This is a genomic window from Streptomyces sp. NPDC002680 (assembly GCF_042889145.1).
In the GTDB taxonomy this organism is placed as follows: domain Bacteria; phylum Actinomycetota; class Actinomycetes; order Streptomycetales; family Streptomycetaceae; genus Streptomyces; species Streptomyces adonidis.
Map to the genome: position 1 here is coordinate 60,454 of NZ_JBIAQP010000009.1, position 21,177 is coordinate 81,630.

Here is a 21,177-nt window from a genome sequence, read left to right on the forward strand (position 1 = left end):
GACGGGCGGTGGACGACCCCGGACGCCGAGGTGAAGAGTCGTTTCCCGTGCCGGCCGGCGATGGGCGGCACAGGACAAGGGGGTCCGGAAATGCGGGCGTTGAGTGATCTCTTCCGTAATTTCATGCAGCTCGGATACGTGACGGACGACATCGACGCCGCCGCGTCCTACCTGGAGTCGAGGCTCGGCACGGTGGACTGCGTCCGGCACTACAAGTCGTCCCTGGGCGGCGGCCGGCCACCGGGCAGTGCGGGAGCCGGAGAGCCGAGGGCCCCCTTCGTGGTGGTCGACGGGCAGCCGGCCGACGAATGGGTCATCGATGTCGCCCTGGTCAACGCGGGTCCGACCAATCTGGAGATCATCCGTCCGGTCGGCGGCGCGGTCGACCTCTACCGGGGCGCGATCAGGCCCGGAGTGCCGGCGACGCTGCACCATCTGGGCTTCCGCGTCGACGACTTCGAGGAGGCGTCCGCGGTCGTCGCCGCGAGCGGCAGGACCTGGAAGCAGTACGGGGACAGCGGCGGCATCCGGTTCGGGTATCTCGACATGACGGCCGAACTGGGCCACTTCGTCGAGGTCATGGAACTGGACGAGGCGAGCGCCCAAGGGTTCGCCCACCTCGAAGCGGCGTCGAACGCGGTACGGGACGGGGAGCTGTCGTCATGAGCGGCGCCGACACGGTTGGTTCCCTTGGTTCCGATGGTTCCTATGACGTCATCGTCGTCGGATCGGGCGCGGGGCTCGTCGGCGCGTACGCCGCGGCCTCGCGTGGGCTGCGCACGCTGGTCATCGAGAAGACGGAGTACGTCGGCGGGACGACGGCCTACTCCGGTGCCGGGATCTGGCTCCCCGGCAACGCGGCCGAGCTGCGGGCCGGCATCGAGGACGGCCCCGACCTCGCCCGCCCGTATCTCGACGCGATCGTCGGCGACGACTCGCCGGCCTCCGTGCGGGAGGCGTTTCTCCAGGCGGGCCCCCGTCTGATCGACGAGCTGGAGGCCAATCCGCGGTTCGACCGGTTCGTCTGGCAGGGCGTGCCCGACTACTTCGCCGGGCGGCCCGGAAGCCTGCCGCAGGGGCGCACCATTTTCCCCCAGGACATCGACCGCGCCGAACTCGGCGATCTGGAGCCCCTGGTGCGCAGGCCGCTCTGGACGGAGCGCTGGGGTGTCGACCCCGGCCCGGTGATGGTCGGCGGGCAGGCTCTCATCGCCCGCGCCCTGCTCGCGTTCACGGAGACCGGCAACGGCACGGTGCTGACGAACACCGCGCTGGAGCGACTCCTCGTCGAGGACGGCGCGGTCGTCGGGGTGGAGGCGATGAGGGAGGGCGAGCCGGTGACGTACCGCGCCGGCCGGGGCGTACTCCTCGCGGCGGGCGGATACGAGCGCAACGGCGAACTCCGGCAGCGGTACCAGCCCGGGGTCGGCGACGAGTGGACCCAGGGCTGCCCGGGGAACACCGGCGACGCGCTCACCGCGGGCATCGCAGTCGGCGCGGCGACCGACCTGCTCGACGAGTCGTGGTATGCGCCGGGCCTCGTCGTACCCCGTACGCGCCCGGTGTTCTACACGTCGGTGTGGAGCGGCATCTGGGTCAACGCGGCCGGGCAGCGCTATATGAACGAGCGTCTTCCGTACGACCGGGCCGGTCACGAGATGCTCCGGGCGCACAGGGCGTCGGGGGTGTCGGGTGTGTCGCACATCCCCACGCACTGGGTGTTCGACCAGCGGCAGATCGACAACGAGCGGGCTTTCGCGGGGCTGCCCGTCGCCCCGCAGGTCCCGGGCTGGTTCGACGTCGACGAGTTCATCGAGGCGGGTGTGCTGAAGCGGGCCGGGAGCCTTGAGGAGCTGGCGGCGCTGATCGGCGTACCCGAAGGAGCCTTGACTGAGAGCGTCGAGCGGTTCAACGGCTATGCCCGCAACGGCAAGGACGAGCAGTTCGGCCGGGGCGAGGACCCCTGGGACCTCATGATCACGCACATGGCTGGATCCCACACCGACGGGCCCAACCCCTGCCTCGGCGTGATCGACAAGCCGCCGTTCTACGCGGCGACGATCGTGCTGTCCGACCTGGGCACCAAGGGCGGCCTCAGGACGGACGGCCACGCGCGCGTCCTGCGGACCGACGGTTCGGTGATCGGCGGCCTGTACGCGTCGGGGAACACGATGGCCCCGATGTCCGGGCGGATCTATCCCGGTGCGGGAGGCCCGGTCGGCTCGTCGATGGCGTTCTCCTACATCGCCGCTCTCGACATGGCCGACGGGGGCCGATAGACCACAGCCCGCTCAGGCGGACTCCGTCGAGTGACCGGGGAACAGGGACTGCGCGGGGTCCAGGGCGACCGCCGCGTTGTTGACCGCCGTCGCGACCTCCCCGAAGCCGACCGACATCAGCCGGACCTTGCCGGGGTACGCGGTGACGTCACCGGCGGCGTAGACCCGGTCGACGGCGGTACGCATCCGGGTGTCGACGACGATCGCGCGCCGGTCCAGCTCCACGCCCCAGTCGGCGAGCGGCCCGAGGTTGCTGATGAAGCCGAGCGCGGCCACGACCGCGTCGACCTTCAGCACCCGTACGTCGTCCTCGCCATCGACCCTGAGGTGGGCCAGGCGCAGCCGGTCGTCGCCGAGCAGGGCCTCGACCTGGGCGTTGGTGACGATCTCGACGCCCCGTTCGCGCATCTCGCGCACGCTCGCCGCGTGGGCCCGGAACGTGCCGCGACGGTGTACGAGGGTCACCGAGCGGGCGATCGGATGCAGGGCGAGCGCCCAGTCGACCGCGCTGTCCCCGCCGCCGACGACCAGGACGTCCTGGTCGGCGTGCTCGTCCGGGGCGGGCACGAAGTAGCTCAGCCCACGGCCGAGGAACTCCTCCCCGGCCGGGAGGGTGCGCGGGGTGAACGCGCCGATCCCGGCGGTCAGGACGACCGCGCCGGCGTCGACCACGGTGCCGTCGGAGAGGGTGACCTGCGGGCGTCCGTCGGGCGAGTGGGCCAGCTCGACGGCCTGTCGGCCGAGCAGATAGGTCGGGCTGTACGCGTCGGCCTGGTCCTTGAGGGCGGCGACGACGTCACGGCCGCGTGCGCCGGGGACGGCCGCGATGTCACGGATCTCCTTCTCCGGGTAGAGCGCGGTGATCTGACCGCCGCACTGCGGCAACGCGTCGACCAGGACGGTCCGCAGCTCGCGGAAGCCCGCGCAGTAGGCGCCGAAGAGCCCGACCGGGCCGGCGCCGACGACGAGGATGTCTGTGGTCACTGTCTCGGCCACGGGCCGACCTCCTTGGGGTTGTGAGGCGCCCCGCCCGTCGCCGGGCGGGGCGCCACGTCAACTGGTGTTCAGGTGTTGGGTGTTACGACCGGAGGGGTGGTCGTCACTTCTTCCCCTGCGGACACCGCCACCGGCACGAGCGCGTCGACCGTGAACTCCTCCACCGCCTCCTCGCGCCGCTCCCGCAGCAGCGTCACCACGACGAGGAGCACCCCGACCGCCAGCGCGGTCGAGATCAGCAGCCACTTGCGGAAACCGTCCTCCGCGTAGACCACACCGCCGCCGGGCATGAGCGTGGCGTACGGCGCGAGCACCGCGAACATCACGACGGGCAGGACGGCCGAGAACCCGGTCTGGGTGAGCTGGACGGTCCCGGCGGTCGAGCCCTGGTCGCCGACGGGCGTCGCGCGCATCACCAGACCGGGCACGGCAGCCGTCGTAAGGCCACCGCCGACCCCGACGATCAGGGCGCAGACGACGAGTTCGCCGAAGGTGTCGTTGCGGAAGGCGAGCAGCGTCGTGCCGATCGCCCACGCGCCGAGGCCGAGCGTCATGAAGAGCCGGGGGTTGCGGCCACGGGCGGCCAGGTAGCCGACCAGCAGGCCGCAGGCGACCGTCGCCAGTGCCTTCGGGGTCTCCAGGGAGGCGTATCCCAGCGTGGTCAGCCCGAGCCCGTACGTCTGTCCGGCGACCCGTGGGGTCATCGCCATCATGGGGATGATCTGGAAGACCGACGCGGAGATCGCGTACGCGGTCGCGCCCGCGACGGAGACGTACAGGAGCTGTTTCCGGCGGAACAGGGAGAGGTTGACGATCGGCTCCGGCGTACGGCGCGCACGCCAGAAGAAGAGCGTCAGCAGGACGAGTCCGGCCACCAGCAGGGTTACGCCGGTGCCCGCGCCCCAGCCCCAGGAGTTGCCCCAGCTGACGTACAGCAGCACGCCGAGGACGCCGGCGGCCAGCAGGGCGGCGCCGAGTACGTCCGGGCGGGCGGTGCGGCGCAGGGTCGACTCCGCCGTGGTCAGCCGTATCGCCGCGCACAGCCCGAACGTCCAGACGGCGTCGAACCAGAACATCCCCCGGAAGCCCACGTTCTCGATGAGCCATCCGATGAGCAGGGGCGAGAACAGCGAGAGGGCACCCATGCCGGTGATGGTGATGCTGGCGGCGAAGGCGGCCTGCCGGGGCGGGTAGACGTCCCGGACGAGGGAGGGGATCAGCGAGATCGTCGCCAGGATGGGGCCCTGGAGCGTCCGGCCGGCCACCATGACGGCGAAGCTGGGTGCCAGTGCGCAGACGACGGCGCCTACGCCCGACACGAGCATGGTGAAGAGCAGCACCCGTCGTTTGCCGTAGAGGTCGGCCGCCTTGCCGAGCAGCGGGGCGCAGACCGCCCCGGCCAGGAAGTAGACGGTTGTCAGCCAGCCGCCCTGGGTGGTCGGGAACTCCTTGAGGATGCTGGGGAGCCCGATCGCGACCATGGACGCGCCGAGGGCCAGCGCCTCCAGGACCATGGCCAGGAAGACCGTCGACCAGACGAGCCGGGGGGTCCAACCCGGGCCGCCCATGGGGACGTTGGCGGGTCCGTTCGTGGGTCCGTTTCCGTTCGCTGCGTGAGGTATTGCCGTCATTGGAATCCTCCGGCGGGAAAGGGGGGAGGGGGGAGCGGCCGGTCGAGCGTATGGCGGGGTGGACGCCCTCCGTGAGCGCGGATTCCGCTTGGTGGGACGGTCGGTGGACGGCCGGAGACCCCCCGGGGAGAGTCGGTTTCAGCCCCGCTGCGGTGGCGACCGACGGCGACACCGGAGCGTGCCGCGGAGGAGGAGGCCGAGACTCATGAGCGATGACGCAGATGACGTACGGGTGTGGATCGATCAGAAGCTGTGCACGGGCGACGGTCTGTGCACCCAGTACGCGCCCGATGTCTTCGAGTTCGGCGGCGACGGGCTGGCCTACGTCAAGGACGCCGACGGGGAACTGCTGATGGCGGAGGGCTCGCAGACCGACGTGGCGGAGAAGCTGCGCCTGGACGTGATCGACGCCGCCGACGGGTGCCCGGGCAACTGCATCCACGTGGTGCGGAGTTCCGACGGGGTCGAGGTCGCGGGCCCCGACGCGGCCTGACCTCATGGGTGCCCGACCTCATGAGTGCCCGACCTCATGAGTGCCTGACTTCACGAGTGGAGGAGTGATTTCTGGTGTCTGTGGAAACCGAACCCCGGCTGGAGCGGCGCGTTCCCTGGTTCGAGGGTGATGTACCCGCCGAGAAGGTCCCGGAGAAGTACCGGCTTTCGCGTGCGTTCGTGCCCAAGGGCCGTTATCTGGACCCCGAGTTCCTGAAACTGGAACTGGAGCGGGTGTTCACGAAGGCCTGGCTCATGGCCTGCCGCGTCGAGGAACTGCCGGGCGTCGGCTGCTTCGTCGAGTACGAGATCGGCGGTCACTCGATCCTGATCGTGCGGGAGGCCAAGGACTCGATCCGCGCCTACTTCAACGCGTGCCGGCACCGCGGTACCCGTCTGGCGCGGGGCCGGGGTCGCGTCGGTTCGCTCATCTGCCCGTTCCACGGCTGGCGTTGGAACCTGGACGGTTCGATCAGGCTGGTCCTCGACCGCGAGGAGTTCGTGCCCCGCTCGGACGACGACCTGGGCCTCGTACAGGTGCGGGCGGAGCAGTGGGGCGGGTTCGTGTTCATCAACATGGATCCCGAGGCCAGGCCGCTCCTCGAATACCTCGACCCGATCCCGAGGATCTTCGAGCCGTTCCAGTTCGAGCACATGCGGTACCGGTGGTTCAAGAGCGTGCTGCTGCCGTGCAACTGGAAGACGGCGCTGGACGGGTTCCTTGAGGCGTACCACGTGGCGGGGACGCATCCGCAGCTCTACCGCTTCGACAAGTCGAACACGAACATCGCCTCGATGAAGGAACTCGAGTCACGGATCTGGGCGCCCACGACCGTGTACGAGCGGCACGCGCACTACTCGAGCGTCGGCGAGAAGAAGAACACGGCTCCCGACGGCGCGGCCAAGGACCCGACCAACCGGGGCACGGGGGGCGTGACCGACGAGCGGCTCAGCGTCGCGCTGAGCGTGCAGTACATCGCCGACGACATGCGCGGCCTGGAGAACGAGCGGAGCTGGCGGGCCGCCGAGGCGCTCAAGACCGCGGACGTACCTGAGGGGACGACCGCCGGCCAGCACTTCCTCCAGCTGTACCGGGAGCTGTCGCTCGCCGAGGGCTACGACTGGCCGGTCATCACTCCCCAGCAGTGGGCGGAGGCCGGTACGGCCTGGAACGTCTTCCCGAACACGATCCTGCTCCCCAACCAGGGCTCGGTGTTCGGCTACCGGGCCCGCCCCAACGGCCTCGACCCGGACAGCTGCCTCTTCGAGATCTTCAGCCTGGACCAGGTCCCCGTCGCCGACTACGACAAGAAGCGCGACTTCCAGCCCCAGTTCTTCGAGGACTTCCGCGAGGCCGACCTGGGCGAGATCTTCACCCAGGACCTGATGAACGCCAAGGAGGTCACGGTGGGCATGCACTCCCCGAGCTTCGACGGCCACCGGCTGAGCGAGGAGCAGGAGATGACGATCTACAACCACCACCGGGTCGCCGACCGTTTCCTCTGGGCTGACTGATCCGACTGATCCGGTTTCTTGCAGGGGTTGGGTCTGGCGCGTGCTTCAGCCTTCAGCGCCGGACCCAGCCGAAGTCGTGCCAGTAGGTCTCGAGTTGGGTGACCGGCTTCGGCCAGGTCTCGATGTAGGTGACGCCCTCGGGCCCGGCGGTCATCGTGTACGGAGTGCCGGCGCGGCTGAGGAAGAAGTCGCCCGGTCCGACGCGCACGGTCTGCGTCCCGCCTCCCTGATCCTCGTCCTCGTCGTACTCGATGCTGTACTCGCCCGCGAGGACGAAGAGCATCTCGTCCATGTTGTGGTGGTGCCGGGGCACCGTGAAGTGGGGGCGCACGCGCAGCGGGTTGCGGTTGAAGCGCGGCATGTCGATCGGCTTGGTGGTCACCCACATCGCCCCGTCGAAGGTCGCCCGGAAGTCCACCGGCGCATCGCTCAGCAGACCGCCCGCGTGCCAGAAGTAGCTGGGAAAGTCCTGCTGGTCGAGGTCCATCGGGAGCCAGTCCGTGTCGGCCACCAGATCATCGAAAACAAGTGTCATGCCGCAACCGTAGGCACGGCCGCTGACGCTGTCGCCGCCCTGTTCCGTCCAATGGGACTGACGGATGACACCCCCGAACACGGTCCCCAGACTCAGGTCATGGCAATCGAATTCTTCAGTCTGCTGTCCGACGACGAGGGTTGGATCGACCTGCCGGTCGACCAGACCGCCCCCACATACCTCTGGGCCGAGGGCGGCCTCCTCGCCGATGCCCCGGTCGACATGGAGAAGACCTTCGAGGGCAACATGTGGTTCTCGACCAAGGTGGACGGATCGTTCAACCTCAACGGCCTGCGCTGCGCCCCCAACTTCGCGGTGCCCCGCCACCACCACAACCTCGACGAGCTGATCATCGTGTTCGGCGGGAGCTTCCACGTCGCCTGGGGCAAGGACGGGGAGGAGGGCAGCAGAACGGTCGGGCCGGGCGAGTTCTGGATCAGCACGGCGGGCACCCCGTACCTGATGACGGCGGGGCCGGAGGGAGTGACGTACGTGGAGACGTGGCCGGAGCCGATGGAGAAACTCCTGACGTACTGGCACGACGAGGGCTGGATCCACAGCTGACGACGTCTTATGTCCGGGCGCCCGCGCTCCCGATCCTGAAGCTGGCGTTCCAGATCGCGGCGGCCGTACCGCGAACAGCGTCGGACGCCATCCGCCACCTCATCCGACCGGCGGAACCGGTGACGGACACGGCCCCGATCGCGCGCCCCGTGCTGCGGATCGGGGCGGCGACGCAGACGAACTCCTCGTACGCCTCGCTACGGTCGAACGCGACGCCGACCCTGCGGATCTGATCGAGCTCGGTCCACAGAGCGAAGGGTTCCGTGATCGTGTTGGCCGTTCTCCTGGGCATCTGCGCGGAGACGACCGCGCGCATGGCCTCGCCGTCGAACGCGGCCATGGCCTTGCCGAGCGCGGTGCAGTAGGCGGGCTGGCGTCCGCCGCGCCGGGTCGGCAACCGGACCGGGCCCACGACGATACGTTCGAGATACACGACCTCGGTCCGGTCGAGGATGCCGAGCTGCACGGACATCCCGGTCTTGGCGGCGAGGGCCTGCAGATGCGGGAAGGCGGCCTCCTGCAGCCGGTTCCCCTCGACGGCGAGTCCCCCAAGCTCGAACAGCCGCATACCGACCCGATAGCCGCCCGGATCACGCTCCAGCCACCCGACCTGACAGAGCTGGTCGGCCAGCCGATGCAGGGTCGACTTCGGCAGCCCCGTGCACTCACTGAGATCCCCGAGCGCCAGCACCTGCTGACCCCCGTTGAACGCGTCCATGATGGTGGCGACCCGCCCCAGAACGGTCCGCTCCGGGCTGCGCCGCTCGCCGGCTTCCTCGTCGTGGCCGCTTCCCATCGAGAGGACGCACTCACGCGGAGGCTCGGTGACGGCTCCCACCGGCGTGATCGACACAGGTCGTACCGAACTCGACGACACGGCTGCCACCTTCCCGTTCAGGGCACCATTGCCCTCCCCAATTCCGCCACATAATGGACGAATTGCCAGGCCACACCATGTTCATCACGTAATGAGTATCCTCTAATCAGAATCACCCTCGCGATGTACGCGCGTCAAGGGTCGTGCGTGTCCTGGCGGGGGCGAGGTTGAGGTCGGCGGAGCGGAGAACGATTCGTTCGTGTGACCGCCGACCGAGTCGCCTGTGTACACGTAGGTGCGTACACTTAACTTATGGACGACAGCGCTGTGACCGTACGTGAAGCCCGTGCCCACCTCGCCGACCACATCAACCGGGCCGAGCAGGGCACCCCGACGATAATCACCCGCAATGGCGCGCCGGTGGCAGCTCTCGTCCCCATCGCCGACTTCAACGCACTGGAAGACGCGGCCGACGAACTGCTGGCGCGCGAGGCTGAAGCCGTTCTGGCCGAGAGCGGCCCCACCGTGACCATGGCCGAACTGCTTGCCGACCTGTTCACCGAGCGGGATGCGGGCGCGGCGTGAAGTACGCGTTCCGGTTCACGGCGGCGGCACAGCGACAGCTCCGCGCGATCGACCGGCCGGCCGCGATGCGTATCCTCGCCGCGCTGACCGCTCTCGGCGACGACCCGTACCGCGAAGACGCCGACATCAAGAAGCTTGCCGGGCCGTCGGGCCTCTACCGGCTCCGCGTCGGCAGCTACCGGGTTGCCTACCAGGTACTGGACGGCGAACTCGTCATCCTGGTCGTCAAGGTCGGGGACCGTCGGGATGTATATCGCAACATCTGACGAGTGGTTTCCGGGCCGGCAAGGTGGCGTGCGTCCTCTTCGCCTCCGCTCATTCGCGACGGTGCAAGGACCTGGCGGGGTGTTCATCGACGGGCTGCGACGGAGCTGGCGCGTCCTAAAGCCGCACCGAGAGGTTCCCCACAGTGGCGGTTATGGTCAGCTCGCCACCGATCGCGTGCAGGTATGCGGCCAGGTTCCCGATCCCCCCGCCTGTTGCGGGCACCACGTAGGTGATTCAGTCCAGGAGCGAGACGACGCCCACCACGACGAGCGCCAGCACGGTGATCCCGAAGCCGAGTGCAAGGAGGAATTCGAGGATTCCCGACGTCTCGGTGACGCGTACCTCGGCCGCCGGTGACTCCGCGCCGGGCCCACCCCCGGCTGTCGCCGCCAGACGGCGGCCCTCCTCCAGTGTCGCGATCACCTTCCGGTGGCGGCCGAACGACGGCCAGCGGCTGAACGCCTCGACGTGCACCCGCCGGCCGTTCGTCAGGTCGAGAGAGAGCGTGCCCGATCGACGTTCCCAGTCGATGGCCGACACCGTCCGCCAGGGGATCCGGTACCGGTCGTACACGTTGTGGATCACCAGGGTGGTCGCGCTCACGGATGCGGACGGCACCATCTGATGGCGTGCCACCCAGATCAGCACCCAACACAGAGCGACGACCAGCAGGCCCCCGGGCACACTCACTTCCGACCTCGACCGGGTGAACGCGAAGACCGTCGTCACGGGGCCCGTCGCGGCCAGGATGCCGCCCATGATCCGACGGTCCCACCAGGGAGTGATCCGCTCCAGGTCCTCCGACACGCCCTGATTCTCGCCCACCCGCACAACCAGCTCCCCCTCAGATCTTCACCGCCCCCGAAGCCACCCCCCGATAGAACCACCGCTGCGTGATGACGAACAGCACCAGCACCGGGATCACGGAGATCACCGAACCGGCCATCACCATCCGCTGGTCGTAGCCGAACGACGACGACTGGAGCCGTGAAAGGCCCAGCGTCAGCGTCATGTTGCTCTCGGAGCGCAGCACGATCAGCGGCCACAGGAAGTCGTCCCAGGCGCTGATGAACGTGTTGATGACGACCACCATGATCGCGCCCCACGCGGACGGCAGATACAGGTACTTGAAGCGCTGCCACTCGCTCGTGCCGTCCAGCATCGCCGCGTCCTCGATCTCGCGCGGGACCGCGAGGAACGCGCCGCGCATGAGGAGGACGTTGATCGCGCCTACGAAGCCCGGCAGCCACACGCCGGCCAGGCTGTCGACCAGGCCCAGGTCGCGGATGCTGATGAACAGCGAGACCATGATCGACTCGAAGGGGAACATCATCGAGGCGATCAGCACCACCCAGACCGCCTTGTGGCCCTTCCAGGACGGCTTGGAGAGCATGTAGCCGGCCGTGGTGGAGAAGACCAGCTGGCTGGTGATCGACAGGGCGACCACGATCAGGCTGTTCTTGATGTACGACCACACCGGCACCTGGTCGAAGACCGTCCGGTACGCGCGCAGGGTCGGGTCGTGCGGCAGCAGGGTGGCGTTCGCGCCGAAGACGTCCTCGCTCGTGCCCTTCAGGGAGGCCAGCAGCTGCCAGAGGAGTGGGCCGACCGTGAGGCCCAGCACGAGGAGCAACAGCAGGTAGCGGCCGAGCAGTTCGCGCGGGCGGCCGTAGTCACGCCAACGGGGCATCAGGCGACGGCTCTTGTCGACAGCGGCCGTGCTCACGACTCGTCCTCCTTTGTCAGGCGTTGCGCCAGCAGGGTCAGGCCCAGAGTGAGAGCGAACAGGGCCACGCTGACGGCCGAGCCGTATCCCGCGTTGCCGGTGATCGGGTCCAGGCCGACGTCCCGGATGTAGAACGGCAGGGTGCGGTCGGCGCCGCCGGGGCCGCCGGTGGAGCTGCCGAGCATGTAGATCTCGGTGAAGACCCGGAGTGATCCGATGCCCGTCAGGGTGCCTACGAGCATCATGGCCGTCCGGACGCCGGGGACCGTGATGTGCCAGAAGCGGCGGACCGCGCCGGCGCCGTCCATCTGCGCGGCCTCGTGCAGTTCCTTGGGCACGTTCCCGAGGGCGGCCAGGTAGAAGACCATGTACCAGCCTAGGCCCTTCCACAAGGTCAGGCCCATCGCGGAGAGCAGGATCAGCCACGAGTCGGAGAGGAAGGGGATCGCCGACTTGATCAAGTGGGCTTTCTCCAGCCAGGTGTTGACCAGGCCGTCGTCCGCGAGCAGCCACTGCCAGCTCAGGCCCACGACCACGCTGGAGGCCAAGACCGGTGTGTAGAACGCCGATCGGAAGAAGCCGATGCCTGGGAGATTCTTCTCCACCAGGACCGCCAGCATCAGCGGCAGCAGCACCATCAGCGGTACGACGATCACCGCGTACAGGATGCTGTTGCGGGTCGCGAGCCAGAAGTCGTCGTCCTGGAGCATCCGCGTGTAGTTGTCGAGTCCGACGAAACTCGCGGCGCCGCCCAGCGGCTTGGCGTTGGTGAACGACAGCAGGACCGTGTTGAGGAACGGGAACACCCCGAAGACCACCGCGCACACGATCGCGGGAGCGGTCCACAGCCACGGCAGCCACCAACGGCGGTACATGGCCGCTCCGTTGGCCCCGGGAGCGGGACCGGGCAGCGCGGCCCTGGCGAGTCGGCGCAGGCGGGAAGAGGGCGGGGCCGAGCCCGGCGTGGAGGTCAGAGGCTCCACGCCGGACATCGGCTTCGTGATCTGTGCCGTCACCGTCAACTGCCCTGCTTCAGCAGCTCGTTCGACTTCTCCTGGGCGTCCTTCACGGCGTCGGCCGCGCTCTTCTTGCCCTGCATGGCCAGCTGCACCTGGGAAACGATGGCGTTCTGCACGGCCGGGGAGAGGTTGGTCTGGTTGGTGGAGGCCGTCTTGAGCTGGTCGGCGACGAGCTTGCGGGCCTGGGAGAACGGGTCGGTGCCGGTGACGTTCTGGAAGAACGGGTCGTTCAGCGACTCGGTGGTGGTCGGGAAGATCACCACGGCCGGGTCCTTGCACCAGGCCGTCTGGTTCTGGGCGTTGGTGAGGAACTCCGCGAACGACAGCGCGGTGGCCGCGTGCTTGCTGGTCGCGGCGACCGAGATGTACTGCGGGGCACCGGCGGAGGCGACGCCGAGATCGTCGTAGGGCTGCTGGCCGACGGCCGTCTTGGCGTAGACCGACGGGCTGTTCTGCTTGACGAACCGCACGAAGCTCGGGTTCGTCGAACCGTAGGCCACCTTGCCCTGGCTGTAGAGCGTGGACGGGTCGTTGCTGGAGGACAGCGAGTCCTTCGGCATCGCGCCCTCCTTGTACAGCTTCGCCATCCACTCCACCCACTGGGTGGTGCGCGGGTCGTCGCCGAAGACGGCGGACTTGCCGTCGCTGGAGAGGACCTTGATGCCCATCTGGTCGAAGTCGGCCGGGATGCGCCAGATCGGGTTGGCCATCGTCGCGAAGTACTTGCCGTCGGAGGCCTTGGCGATCTTCTCGTAGTCGGCGAAGAGCCCGAAGATGCTCGTCGGCGGCTTGGCCGGGTCGATGCCGGCCTTCGCCAGCAGGTCCTTGTTGTACGTCAGCAGGACGCCGCCGGTGTACCAGGGCAGCGTGGTGTGGATCGACTTGCCGGAGGCGTCCGCGAAGGTGGCGGTCTTCCAGAACGACGGGACGAAGGGCTTGGACGAGTCCGGGTCCTTGGTGCCGATGTCGAGCAGGTAGCCGGCCTTGGTGAGGGCGGTCGCCGTCGGCGCGTTGACGTTGATGACGTCGGCCATCGTGCAGGCCTGGGCGTCGGCGACGGTCCGGCTGGTGAAGGTGTTGTCGCCGGGGTCGTCGATCCACTTGACCTTGGTGCCGGCGTGGGCCTTCTCGAAGTCGGCGATCACACCGTTGAAGAAGTCGCCGAAGTCTTTCTTCAGGTTGGTGGTCTGGAAGGTGATCGTGCCCTTGACGTCCCCGGTCAGCTTCCCCGACCCGACGTTGCCCTTGTCGACCTTGCAGGCACCGGCGGTGGCGCCGCCGTCGTCGGAGCCTCCGGAGAGGCCGCATCCGGCGGCCGTCAACGTCAGTACGACGAGACAGGACAGGGATCCGGTCAGTCTTCTTGCGCGCATTGCTGCTGCCCTCCTGGAGCATCCTGGATGTCCTGGATGCTGGTTCAATTCACCAACTTTGACTCCGATTGATGAAAAGGTGGACCAGAATTCATCGGAGGTCAATGGGGTGCCGTGTTGCTTTTGTGTTCCGGAACCGGTGCGGACCGCTTCAGTGGCGGTGTTCGTGGTCCGGGTGGGACGGGTCTCCGGGGTGCTCGTGGCCGGGCGCGTACACCACGTCCGCGCGCGCCAGATCGAGCCATGAGAAGAAGGCGCGTCGGCCTGCGGCCTGCCTCAACTCGGCCTCGATGCCTGCCTTTACATGCTCGTACGGGAGGAAGTCCGCGTCCGTCGCGACGCCGAAGGGGTCGGTGCCGGCGCGCAGGGCGTCCGCCGTCAGGAAGCGGTCCCGGTTGTGCTCGTAGTACTCCTGTACGGCGGCCTCGGGGATGTCCTGGCGGGCTTCCAGGTGGGTGAGGAGGGTTCGGGCGGCGGGGGAGTAGGCGAGGGTCACGGCCACGATGCTGCCCAGGCCGGCTACGGCCGCCTCCGGCACGGGGCCCAGGGTTCGTGGAGTGTCGGGTGGGGGCAGTCCACGTTCCGCGCATGCCCGTCGTGCCAGTACGTCGGCCACGACCACCTGTGTTGCCCAGCGGCGGCGTTGTCGTTCCGCGGAGGGGGTTGTGTTTTGGCTGCGGGCCGGTGGGGGCTGGTCGCGCAGTTCCCCGCGCCCCTGAAGGGGCGCGTTACCGCGGCCTCCGACATCCCTTGCCGGTACTGCCGCCAGGACTGCCTCCACCTCCTCCCGGGGTATCGGGTCGCCGCCTACGAGGGCGCAGGCTCCCTCGGGGGGGTGGACATGGTCGTGTCGGTTCATGGCGTCACCTCCAGCACCACGGCCTCCGTGTACGCCACGCAGCCGTGCCAGCCGACCTTTGCCATCAGCCAGTACGAACCCGGTGCCAGCGTGGCCCCATCGACCTCGATCCCGCACTCCACCGACTTCCCGGCCGGTACGGCGAACCCCTGCACCCCGGGTCCGACCCCCGCCCACGTCCCCCACGAGGACACGGCCCACAGGGTGCCGTTGATCTCGCCGAGGGTGGTGTTGCGCAGGCTCACCGGGACTCGTGCGCGTTCTCCGCGCCGTACGGCGACCCGGTCAACCCCCAGCTCTGTCAGCAGAGTTGGGCCGGTGTGGCCGTTCGGCACGTCCAGGGCCACGGCGTCCTCGTACACCTGGCCGCCGTACGGCAGACGTGCGGTGAGCCAGTGGCGGCCCGGTTGCGCGTCCGGCGGCGGGGTCACCGTGATCTCGGTGAGGGTGAAGCCGGCGGGGCCGAGGGCGTACGGCAGTTCGGCCGGTTCGGCGGTCCAGCCGGGCGGGACGCCGAGGGCGAGCGTGCCGGAGACGGGCGCGTCCGTCAGCTCGGAGCTGATGCGGACCGTCGCCGTAACCGGGCCTGAGGCAGTCAGGGTGGTGGGGGAGAGGTAGACGGCCACTGGCAGGTTGCCGCGTGGCGCCGGGCCGGAGTTGTGCAGCCAGTATCGGGTGTGGACGGGCTGGGCCGGCTCGTACGCGTCGACACCGGCGCCCGGGTCAACAGGCGTCGCCCCAGCGGGAGTTGCGAGTACCGTCGCCACCTCGAAGCCGGTCAGGTGGGTGCCGAGGCCGCCGTCAGGGTCCGGGGGCAGCGGCTCCCCGGGCCTTTCCAGTACGTCCGTACGGGCGCCCTCCGTCCACGCGACCGGCCCACGCACCCGCGCCGCCGTCGAACGGCCGTTGACCTCGTGCATCCGTACGACGACACCGCGCCCCGGATCGACGGGCGCCACGCTCCCGCGCGCCAGCGGCGAACCGGCCGGCTTGAGCGCGTCGAGCAGCACCTCACCGGCGGGTTCGAGGCTCAGCAGGGTGGTGGTGCGCGGCAGGCCGCTGCCGTCCTCCGGTGATCGCTCCCGCAGCCGTGCCCGTAGCGGGTGGTTGTACGCGTGACCCGCCTGCGGCAGGCGCAGCTCGCGCCAGTCGCCCGTGCCGCCCAGCACCGCGTACTCGAAGGTGTGCGACCAGCGTTGGAGCTGGAAGGCCGAACCGTCGGGGGTCGTGCGGCGGGGTGGGTCGACCCAGATGCCCGACGGCCAGCCGGTGCAGGAGCGCATCAGGGACATGTAGAGGTCGCCGGACGGGGTGACCACGCAGCCGGGTGTGCCCCTGTTGAGTACGGCGAAGCCGGTGCCGTCCCAGGTGTCGCCGGGCGGGAGCGCCTCGCCGCCACCGGCCGCTGTGGCCCGGACGACGGCGTCGGCGAGGTCGGCGATCAGCGCGTCCACCGCCTTGGCGTCGTCCTCCGGACCGCTGCCGGCCACCACGAGCAGCGGCAGCCGCTCCAGATCGCGCAGATCGGCCCCCGGTATCCATTCCTCGCGCAGCCCCGCACGCGGCGCGACCCACACCGACGCGACGCCCGACTCGGCGAGCTGGCGCCGGAGTTCACGTCCGGCGGCCGGGTCCATCGCGAGGGCCTCGGCGACCACGGAGTTGCGCTCGGGAGCGCCGACGGCGATGCGGATGTCGGGGAGGTTGGAGTCGACTTCGAGGTCGCCGTAGCGTTGCCCGCCCGCGATCGTCGAGGTGGCCGTGACGCCCACGCGGACGAGCGCGGCGGCGAGTTCGGCACCGAGTTCGCCCGCCTCGGCCCAGGACGGGTAGATCAACTCGGCGACGCCGATGGCCCGTTGGCCGAGCAGCGCGCCGGAGTCACTGTGCACCGCCACCCGGGCCGTGGTCCCCAGCCCGAACCAGTTGTTGGCCGGGTTGTCGAGCGTCCACGGGAACTCCTCGCTGTCCACCTCGACGAACCCGAACCCGCGCCCGATGACCGCGTCGGCCACCTCGTGCACCGGCAGCCCGCCCTGGACGTTCGACGGCCAGCGGACCCGGATGAGGCGGTCGGAACCGTCGTACCCGTCGACGGTCGTCGACACGTCCAGTCGGTCGACGCCCTTCCACAGGGTCAACTGCTGTGTGTAGGTGAGGAGTTCGCCGAGGTCGGCGGTGACGGTGATCCGTGATCCCGCCGCCGAGTGCTCCACCTTCACCGAAGCCGGCACGTCCCCGCTGCGGGCGGCCGTCGTGCCCGTCGGCGTGAGATGCCAGGGCCCCTCGCCGAAGCGCGGGTGCCTCGGATACTCCTCCTGCACGACCAGCTCGTTGCCGATGTCTCCGGTGCGCAGCAACTCGCGGCCACCGTCCGCGAGTTGGCGCAGGCTGCTGACGCCACCGCCGCGCCCGGGGTCGACCGTCACCTCGTAGAACTCGTTGCGGATGGTCGTCGGTCCGTCCCCGGGAGTCCACTCGTCGACCGTGCCCTCGGCGAGGGGGAGTGCCTTGAGGCCCAGCCCCGGCACCCCCGGTACCACCACCCGCAGTTGACCGTCCGCCTCCCGAACTGCGGGCAGCGGCAGGCCGGTTGTCTCGTCGACGGGGACGAGTCCTTCGGGGAGGTCGGTGGTGAGGGTGTCCCGGCGTTGCCAGGTCGCGGAGTTGAGGACGACGAGGTCGGGGCCGCCGCCGGGCAGCGGGGTGATGCGGTCCGCGAGGGCCTGGGTGGCGTCGGCGTGCACGGACTCGGCGAGGTCGTACAGCTCGCGCCAGCCCGTCAGCAGGTCGATGTAGACCTGGTCCGACTCGGAGCCGGTGATCGCGTCGTGATGGGCGCCGTAGACGAGCTGCCGCCAGGCCTTGTCCAACGCCGCGTCCGGATAGGGGTGTTGGGTGACGAGGGAGGCGAGTGTGGCCCAGGCCTCGGCGTCGGCGAGGAGTGTCTCGCCGTACCGCTGGGCCTGCTTGGTGTCGATGTACGAGACGTCCTTGCCGGTATAGATCGGGTTCATGTCCCGGGTCTGCGGCGAGGCCTTGCGTCCCTCGGCGTCGAGTTCGGCGCGTACGGCGGCGAAGAAGTCGCGGGGGATCGCCGAGACGAAGCGCGGCCAGACGTACCGCTCGTTCCAGTCGCGGTGGATGCCCATGACCCAGCGGCAGGGCGGCGCGTAGTCGCCCCCGACGGGGAGCAGCACATTGCGGGTGAGCGCGACCTTCTTCAGCCCGGTGAAGAGCTTGAGGGCCGCGGCCTCCGCCTCCGGGAGCGTGGGCGCGTTGTCGATGGCCCAGCCGGCGCCGTAGTGATTGACCATGTAGGCGGTGAGGAGCCCGCGTCCGGAGGGGGCGATCCAGTCGAACTCGGCCTGGAACTGCATCCGTTGGGGGTCGCGGGGCGGCTCGCCGAAGACGTTCAGGGTGGGCCCCCACTGGTGGAAGGGCCCACGCGCCCAGGAGCTGGAGGACAGCCCCGCATCGGCCATCAGGCCCGGGAACTGGGGATCGTGGCCGAAGGCGTCGAGCTGCCAGGCGGTGTGCGGGTCGGCGCCGAGGATTCCGCGCTGGAAGCCGTCGCCGTAGAGGGCGTTGCGTACGGTCGCCTCGGCGCCGGTGAGGTTGGTGTTCGGCTCGTTGTACGTGCCGCCCATGATCTCGACGCGTCCGGTGCGCAGCAGCTGCCGCAGGAAGGCGCGCTCTTCGGGGAACGCGTCCCAGTAGGGCTTCAGATAGTCGACCTCGGCGAGCACGAAGGTGTACGCCGGGTCGCGCCGCGCGAGATCGATGTGCGCGCGGACGAGGCTCATCCCGGACTGGCCGCGCGAGTCGAAGGTGCGCGCGGGAAGTCCGCTGGTCCCCGGATCGTCGGCGACGTCCCAGGTCTCGGTGTAGGCGGCCTGGGTGTTCCACCAGACGGGGTCGTAGTGGAAGTGGCTGACCATGAACATCGTCCAGCCGGGCTCGGCGACGAGGAGGGCGCCGGTGTGGGACGCCCGCTGCTCGGGGTCCTCGGTGTCCTCGGCGGTGACCGTGACGTGGGTGCGCTCGCCGGGCGGCAGATCGCAGACCAGCGGTATCTCGACGCGGAGGGTGCCGTCGTCACCGACGGTCGAGCGGATGTCCCCGTCGGAGCGGACGCCGGGGCCGTCGGCGGTGAGGCGGACCGTACGGCCGGCGGTGTGGCCGATCTCGGCGGTCACCACCTGACGCGGGTGCTCGGCGCTGCCGACGAACAGCTCGGTCGACTCGACTGAGGTGACGCGCATGGGTCTCCTACGAGGCCTACGAGGGAAACGGGGGAACAACGGGGCACGCGAAGTGGTGGCGCCCATCGTGGCACCGATCGGATGGTTCAAACAACCATCTTCGAGTTTCCTTGGTGGTTCATCCATGCAAAAGCCGCCCTCGGGGAGATGTCTCCCGGGGCGGCGTTTGTGTGTTTACCGGCTGATTGCTGATTGCTGATTGCTGGTTGCTCAGCGGGTGCGGCGGGTCTTCACCGCGTGCTCCCTGGCGATGTGGTCGGTGAGGGCGAGGGAGGCGCTGGCGCGCTGGTAGGAGAGCTGGGCGACCCGGACGTACAGGCAGTCGATGAGGACGAGCACGGAGTGCCGGGCGCCGATGCTCTCGGTGCGGAAACTGGTCTCCGAGGAGGACGAGATCAGCCGTACGTCGGCGGCGCGGGCCAGCGGGGACTTCGGATCGGCGGTGATGGCGACGGTGGTGGCGCCGCGCTGCTTGGCCAGTTCGAAGGGCTCGATGGTCTCGCGGGTGGAGCCGGAGTGCGAGATGCCGATGGCGACGTCGGCGGGGGTGAGGAGGGCGGCGGAGGTCAGGGCCGCGTGCACCTCGGTCCAGCCGCGGACCTGGCAGCCGATGCGGAAGAGCCGCGTCTCGGTCTCCTGGGCGACCGCGCCGCTGCCGCCGACGCCGTACACGTCGATGCGCCGGGCGCGGGCGGCGGCCTGGCCCGCGCGCTCGATGGAGTCGAGGTCGATCCGGTCGATGGTCTGCTGGATGGCACGGAGATCGGCTGAGCCGACGACCTGGACAACCCTCTCCAGGCTGTCATCAGGGGAGATGTCGGGCCCGATCTCGGCGGTGCCCCAGTCGGAGACCTCGCCGCGCCCGCGCTCCTGGGCCAGCTCGATGAGCAGATGCTGGTAGGAGTCGAGGCCGATGGCACGGCAGAACCGGGTGACCGTGGCCTGGGAGGTGCCGGTACGGCGGCCCAGCTCGGCGGCTGAGCAGTGGGTGACGGCGGCGGGATCCTCAAGGATCAGCTCACCCACCTTCCGGAGGGAGCCGGCGAGGCGCGGCAGTTCCGTACGGATGAGGGTGGTGACGTCGGTCGGGGGCATCCCGTTGCCGGAGCCGGTCCGTTCCATGGGGTTCCCGATCTCCTCGGTGCTGTACTGGTAGTGACGACGAATGTATCAGCCACCGTCTATAGGGCAGTTTGAATTCCAGGACCAGGAAGGCTGCCTGCGGCGGTCCTGGGGTCTCCGATCGTTGCTCACGGCCCGTACACTGTGATTTATTGATTCACCGATAGCGATAGAGCGGGTGGTTTCATCCACCGGTGGGGAGTGCCGAGTGTCCGTCGAGTCCGTCAGCGCCCAGGGCTTCGTCCGTGAGAGCCGGGCCGTGCTCGACCGCATCACCGGGTCGGAGCCGGCCCAGGAGTCGGTGGCCCGCGCCGCCGAACTGATCGCGGACTGCATCCGCGCGGACGGCGTGATCCAGGCCTTCGGTACGGGCCACTCCCAGGCCCTCGTCCTGGAACTGGCGGGCAGAGCGGGCGGCCTCGTCCCCACCAACCGCCTGTCGATGGCCGACCTCGTCCTGTACGGCGGCGACGACCCGAGCGCCCTCGACGACCCCCTGCTGGAACGCAAGCCGGGCATCGCCGAGCGCCTGTACGACCTGGCAGCCCCGCAGCCGTCCGACCTGTTCGTGATCATCTCCAACTCGGGCGTCAACAACGTCATCGTCGAGATGGCCCTGCGCGCGAAGGAGCGCGGCCACAAGGTCCTCGCGATCACGTCCCTCACTCACACACGCACGGTCCCGGCGGGCCACAGCAGCGGCAAGAAGCTGGCGGACATCGCGGACGTGGTCCTCGACAACGCGGCCCCGACGGGCGACGCGCTGCTGGAGTTGCCGGGCGGGGGCGCGGTGTGCGCACTGTCCACGCTGACCGGCGTGATGCTGGTGCAGATGGCGGTCGCGGAGACGGCGGCGGTGCTGATCGGGGCGGGGACGCGACCGCCGGTGTATGTGTCGGCGAACGTCCCCGGGGGGTTCGAGGGGAACTTGGGGCTGGAGCGGCATTACGGGGACAGGATTCGGCGGCCGGCGAGCTGAGACGTGCGTCGGGCGGGGCGTGTGGACGTGGGGTGGGGGGGGCCCCGGGGGGCGGGGGCCCCCCCCCCCCCCCCGCGGGCCCCCCCCCGCCGGGGGGGGGCGCCCCCCGAGACGGGGGCGTTAACATAGATGGCGGGGGGGTGTTTGGGGGGA

Annotated in this window: 19 protein-coding genes; 8 read left to right on the forward strand and 11 right to left on the reverse strand. The window is 69.5% G+C overall.

All coding sequences use genetic code 11. The features are described 5' to 3' along the window. Positions 1–123: 123 nt before the first annotated feature. Together ACFYXF_RS23780 and ACFYXF_RS23785 are read left to right on the forward strand one after the other, a co-directional pair. A complete protein-coding gene (locus tag ACFYXF_RS23780) occupies positions 124–666 on the forward strand; it encodes a VOC family protein (RefSeq protein ID WP_389352100.1) in 543 nt (180 codons plus the stop codon). Next, entirely contained in the window at positions 663–2,279 is a 1,617-nt protein-coding gene (locus tag ACFYXF_RS23785; protein WP_389352102.1) for an FAD-dependent oxidoreductase, read from the forward strand. Before ACFYXF_RS23780 ends, ACFYXF_RS23785 begins: the two co-directional genes overlap by 4 nt. A gap of 12 nt (positions 2,280–2,291) precedes the next feature. Here ACFYXF_RS23785 and ACFYXF_RS23790 read toward each other — a convergent pair whose 3' ends face one another. Continuing rightward, positions 2,292–3,275, reverse strand: coding sequence for an NAD(P)/FAD-dependent oxidoreductase (locus tag ACFYXF_RS23790; RefSeq protein ID WP_389352104.1), 984 nt, complete (start codon positions 3,273–3,275; stop codon positions 2,292–2,294). A 68-nt stretch (positions 3,276–3,343) separates the two neighbouring features. Beyond that, positions 3,344–4,843 carry an MFS transporter gene (locus ACFYXF_RS23795; RefSeq protein ID WP_389352105.1) on the reverse strand — a complete coding sequence of 500 codons (1,500 nt, stop codon included), beginning with the start codon at positions 4,841–4,843 and terminating at the stop codon, positions 3,344–3,346. A 268-nt stretch (positions 4,844–5,111) separates the two neighbouring features. Between ACFYXF_RS23795 and ACFYXF_RS23800 the strand changes: the two genes are divergently transcribed. Continuing rightward, on the forward strand, positions 5,112–5,399 hold the full coding sequence (locus tag ACFYXF_RS23800) for a ferredoxin (protein WP_389352107.1): 288 nt from the start codon (positions 5,112–5,114) through the stop codon (positions 5,397–5,399). A gap of 74 nt (positions 5,400–5,473) precedes the next feature. Then, positions 5,474–6,913 carry an SRPBCC family protein gene (locus ACFYXF_RS23805; RefSeq protein ID WP_389352109.1) on the forward strand — a complete coding sequence of 480 codons (1,440 nt, stop codon included), beginning with the start codon at positions 5,474–5,476 and terminating at the stop codon, positions 6,911–6,913. A 52-nt stretch (positions 6,914–6,965) separates the two neighbouring features. Here ACFYXF_RS23805 and ACFYXF_RS23810 read toward each other — a convergent pair whose 3' ends face one another. After that, a complete protein-coding gene (locus ACFYXF_RS23810) occupies positions 6,966–7,448 on the reverse strand; it encodes a cupin domain-containing protein (RefSeq protein ID WP_389352111.1) in 483 nt (160 codons plus the stop codon). Positions 7,449–7,547: 99 nt separating this feature from the next. On the opposite strand from ACFYXF_RS23810, the gene ACFYXF_RS23815 reads away from it, so the two are divergent. Next, entirely contained in the window at positions 7,548–8,012 is a 465-nt protein-coding gene (locus ACFYXF_RS23815; protein ID WP_389352113.1) for a hypothetical protein, read from the forward strand. Positions 8,013–8,019: 7 nt separating this feature from the next. On the opposite strand, the gene ACFYXF_RS23820 is transcribed toward ACFYXF_RS23815, so the two are convergent. After that, on the reverse strand, positions 8,020–8,889 hold the full coding sequence (locus ACFYXF_RS23820; protein ID WP_389352115.1) for an IclR family transcriptional regulator: 870 nt from the start codon (positions 8,887–8,889) through the stop codon (positions 8,020–8,022). 252 nt (positions 8,890–9,141) lie between these two features. Between ACFYXF_RS23820 and ACFYXF_RS23825 the strand changes: the two genes are divergently transcribed. Both ACFYXF_RS23825 and ACFYXF_RS23830 read left to right on the forward strand, forming a co-directional pair. Next, entirely contained in the window at positions 9,142–9,414 is a 273-nt protein-coding gene (locus tag ACFYXF_RS23825) for a type II toxin-antitoxin system Phd/YefM family antitoxin (protein WP_389352117.1), read from the forward strand. Then, complete coding sequence (locus ACFYXF_RS23830) at positions 9,411–9,680, forward strand: type II toxin-antitoxin system RelE/ParE family toxin (RefSeq protein WP_389352119.1); 270 nt, start codon at positions 9,411–9,413, stop codon at positions 9,678–9,680. The genes ACFYXF_RS23825 and ACFYXF_RS23830 overlap by 4 nt, the downstream gene beginning before the upstream one ends. Before the next feature lie 235 nt (positions 9,681–9,915). Here the strand turns inward: ACFYXF_RS23830 and ACFYXF_RS23835 are convergent, their stop codons facing one another. From ACFYXF_RS23835 to ACFYXF_RS23865, 7 genes are all read right to left on the reverse strand, one after another. Then, positions 9,916–10,488 (reverse strand): hypothetical protein, encoded by a 573-nt coding sequence (locus tag ACFYXF_RS23835; protein WP_389352121.1) that lies wholly within the window; start codon positions 10,486–10,488, stop codon positions 9,916–9,918. Between the two features lie 37 nt (positions 10,489–10,525). Next, positions 10,526–11,371, reverse strand: a complete 846-nt coding sequence (locus ACFYXF_RS23840; protein WP_389352654.1) for a carbohydrate ABC transporter permease — start codon at positions 11,369–11,371, stop codon at positions 10,526–10,528. A gap of 32 nt (positions 11,372–11,403) precedes the next feature. Then, the gene (locus ACFYXF_RS23845) at positions 11,404–12,399 is read right to left on the reverse strand and encodes a carbohydrate ABC transporter permease (protein WP_389352656.1); all 996 of its coding nucleotides are present in this window, start codon (positions 12,397–12,399) and stop codon (positions 11,404–11,406) included. A 26-nt stretch (positions 12,400–12,425) separates the two neighbouring features. After that, on the reverse strand, positions 12,426–13,799 hold the full coding sequence (locus ACFYXF_RS23850; protein WP_389352123.1) for an extracellular solute-binding protein: 1,374 nt from the start codon (positions 13,797–13,799) through the stop codon (positions 12,426–12,428). A 151-nt stretch (positions 13,800–13,950) separates the two neighbouring features. Continuing rightward, complete coding sequence (locus ACFYXF_RS23855; RefSeq protein WP_389352124.1) at positions 13,951–14,658, reverse strand: peptidyl-prolyl cis-trans isomerase; 708 nt, start codon at positions 14,656–14,658, stop codon at positions 13,951–13,953. Then, entirely contained in the window at positions 14,655–18,923 is a 4,269-nt protein-coding gene (locus ACFYXF_RS23860; protein WP_389352125.1) for an NEW3 domain-containing protein, read from the reverse strand. Before ACFYXF_RS23860 ends, ACFYXF_RS23855 begins: the two co-directional genes overlap by 4 nt. A 210-nt stretch (positions 18,924–19,133) precedes the next feature. Beyond that, positions 19,134–20,018 (reverse strand): MurR/RpiR family transcriptional regulator, encoded by an 885-nt coding sequence (locus tag ACFYXF_RS23865; protein WP_389352658.1) that lies wholly within the window; start codon positions 20,016–20,018, stop codon positions 19,134–19,136. A gap of 235 nt (positions 20,019–20,253) precedes the next feature. Here ACFYXF_RS23865 and ACFYXF_RS23870 point away from each other — a divergent pair, with 235 nt between their 5' ends. Continuing rightward, complete coding sequence (locus ACFYXF_RS23870; protein ID WP_389352127.1) at positions 20,254–21,024, forward strand: sugar isomerase domain-containing protein; 771 nt, start codon at positions 20,254–20,256, stop codon at positions 21,022–21,024. Positions 21,025–21,177: the final 153 nt, after the last annotated feature.

What these genes read in the sequence shown, in the direction of transcription:
- ACFYXF_RS23780 (WP_389352100.1), top strand. Translation starts at nt 124, where the DNA reads ATGCAGCTCGGATACGTGACGGACGACATCGACGCCGCCGCGTCCTAC.
- ACFYXF_RS23785 (WP_389352102.1), top strand. Translation starts at nt 663, where the DNA reads ATGAGCGGCGCCGACACGGTTGGTTCCCTTGGTTCCGATGGTTCCTAT.
- ACFYXF_RS23795 (WP_389352105.1), bottom strand. Translation starts at nt 4,843, where the DNA reads ATGGGCGGCCCGGGTTGGACCCCCCGGCTCGTCTGGTCGACGGTCTTC.
- ACFYXF_RS23800 (WP_389352107.1), top strand. Translation starts at nt 5,112, where the DNA reads ATGAGCGATGACGCAGATGACGTACGGGTGTGGATCGATCAGAAGCTG.
- ACFYXF_RS23810 (WP_389352111.1), bottom strand. Translation starts at nt 7,448, where the DNA reads ATGACACTTGTTTTCGATGATCTGGTGGCCGACACGGACTGGCTCCCG.
- ACFYXF_RS23815 (WP_389352113.1), top strand. Translation starts at nt 7,548, where the DNA reads ATGGCAATCGAATTCTTCAGTCTGCTGTCCGACGACGAGGGTTGGATC.
- ACFYXF_RS23825 (WP_389352117.1), top strand. Translation starts at nt 9,142, where the DNA reads ATGGACGACAGCGCTGTGACCGTACGTGAAGCCCGTGCCCACCTCGCC.
- ACFYXF_RS23840 (WP_389352654.1), bottom strand. Translation starts at nt 11,371, where the DNA reads ATGCCCCGTTGGCGTGACTACGGCCGCCCGCGCGAACTGCTCGGCCGC.
- ACFYXF_RS23845 (WP_389352656.1), bottom strand. Translation starts at nt 12,399, where the DNA reads ATGTCCGGCGTGGAGCCTCTGACCTCCACGCCGGGCTCGGCCCCGCCC.
- ACFYXF_RS23850 (WP_389352123.1), bottom strand. Translation starts at nt 13,799, where the DNA reads ATGCGCGCAAGAAGACTGACCGGATCCCTGTCCTGTCTCGTCGTACTG.
- ACFYXF_RS23855 (WP_389352124.1), bottom strand. Translation starts at nt 14,658, where the DNA reads ATGAACCGACACGACCATGTCCACCCCCCCGAGGGAGCCTGCGCCCTC.
- ACFYXF_RS23860 (WP_389352125.1), bottom strand. Translation starts at nt 18,923, where the DNA reads ATGCGCGTCACCTCAGTCGAGTCGACCGAGCTGTTCGTCGGCAGCGCC.
- ACFYXF_RS23865 (WP_389352658.1), bottom strand. Translation starts at nt 20,018, where the DNA reads ATGCCCCCGACCGACGTCACCACCCTCATCCGTACGGAACTGCCGCGC.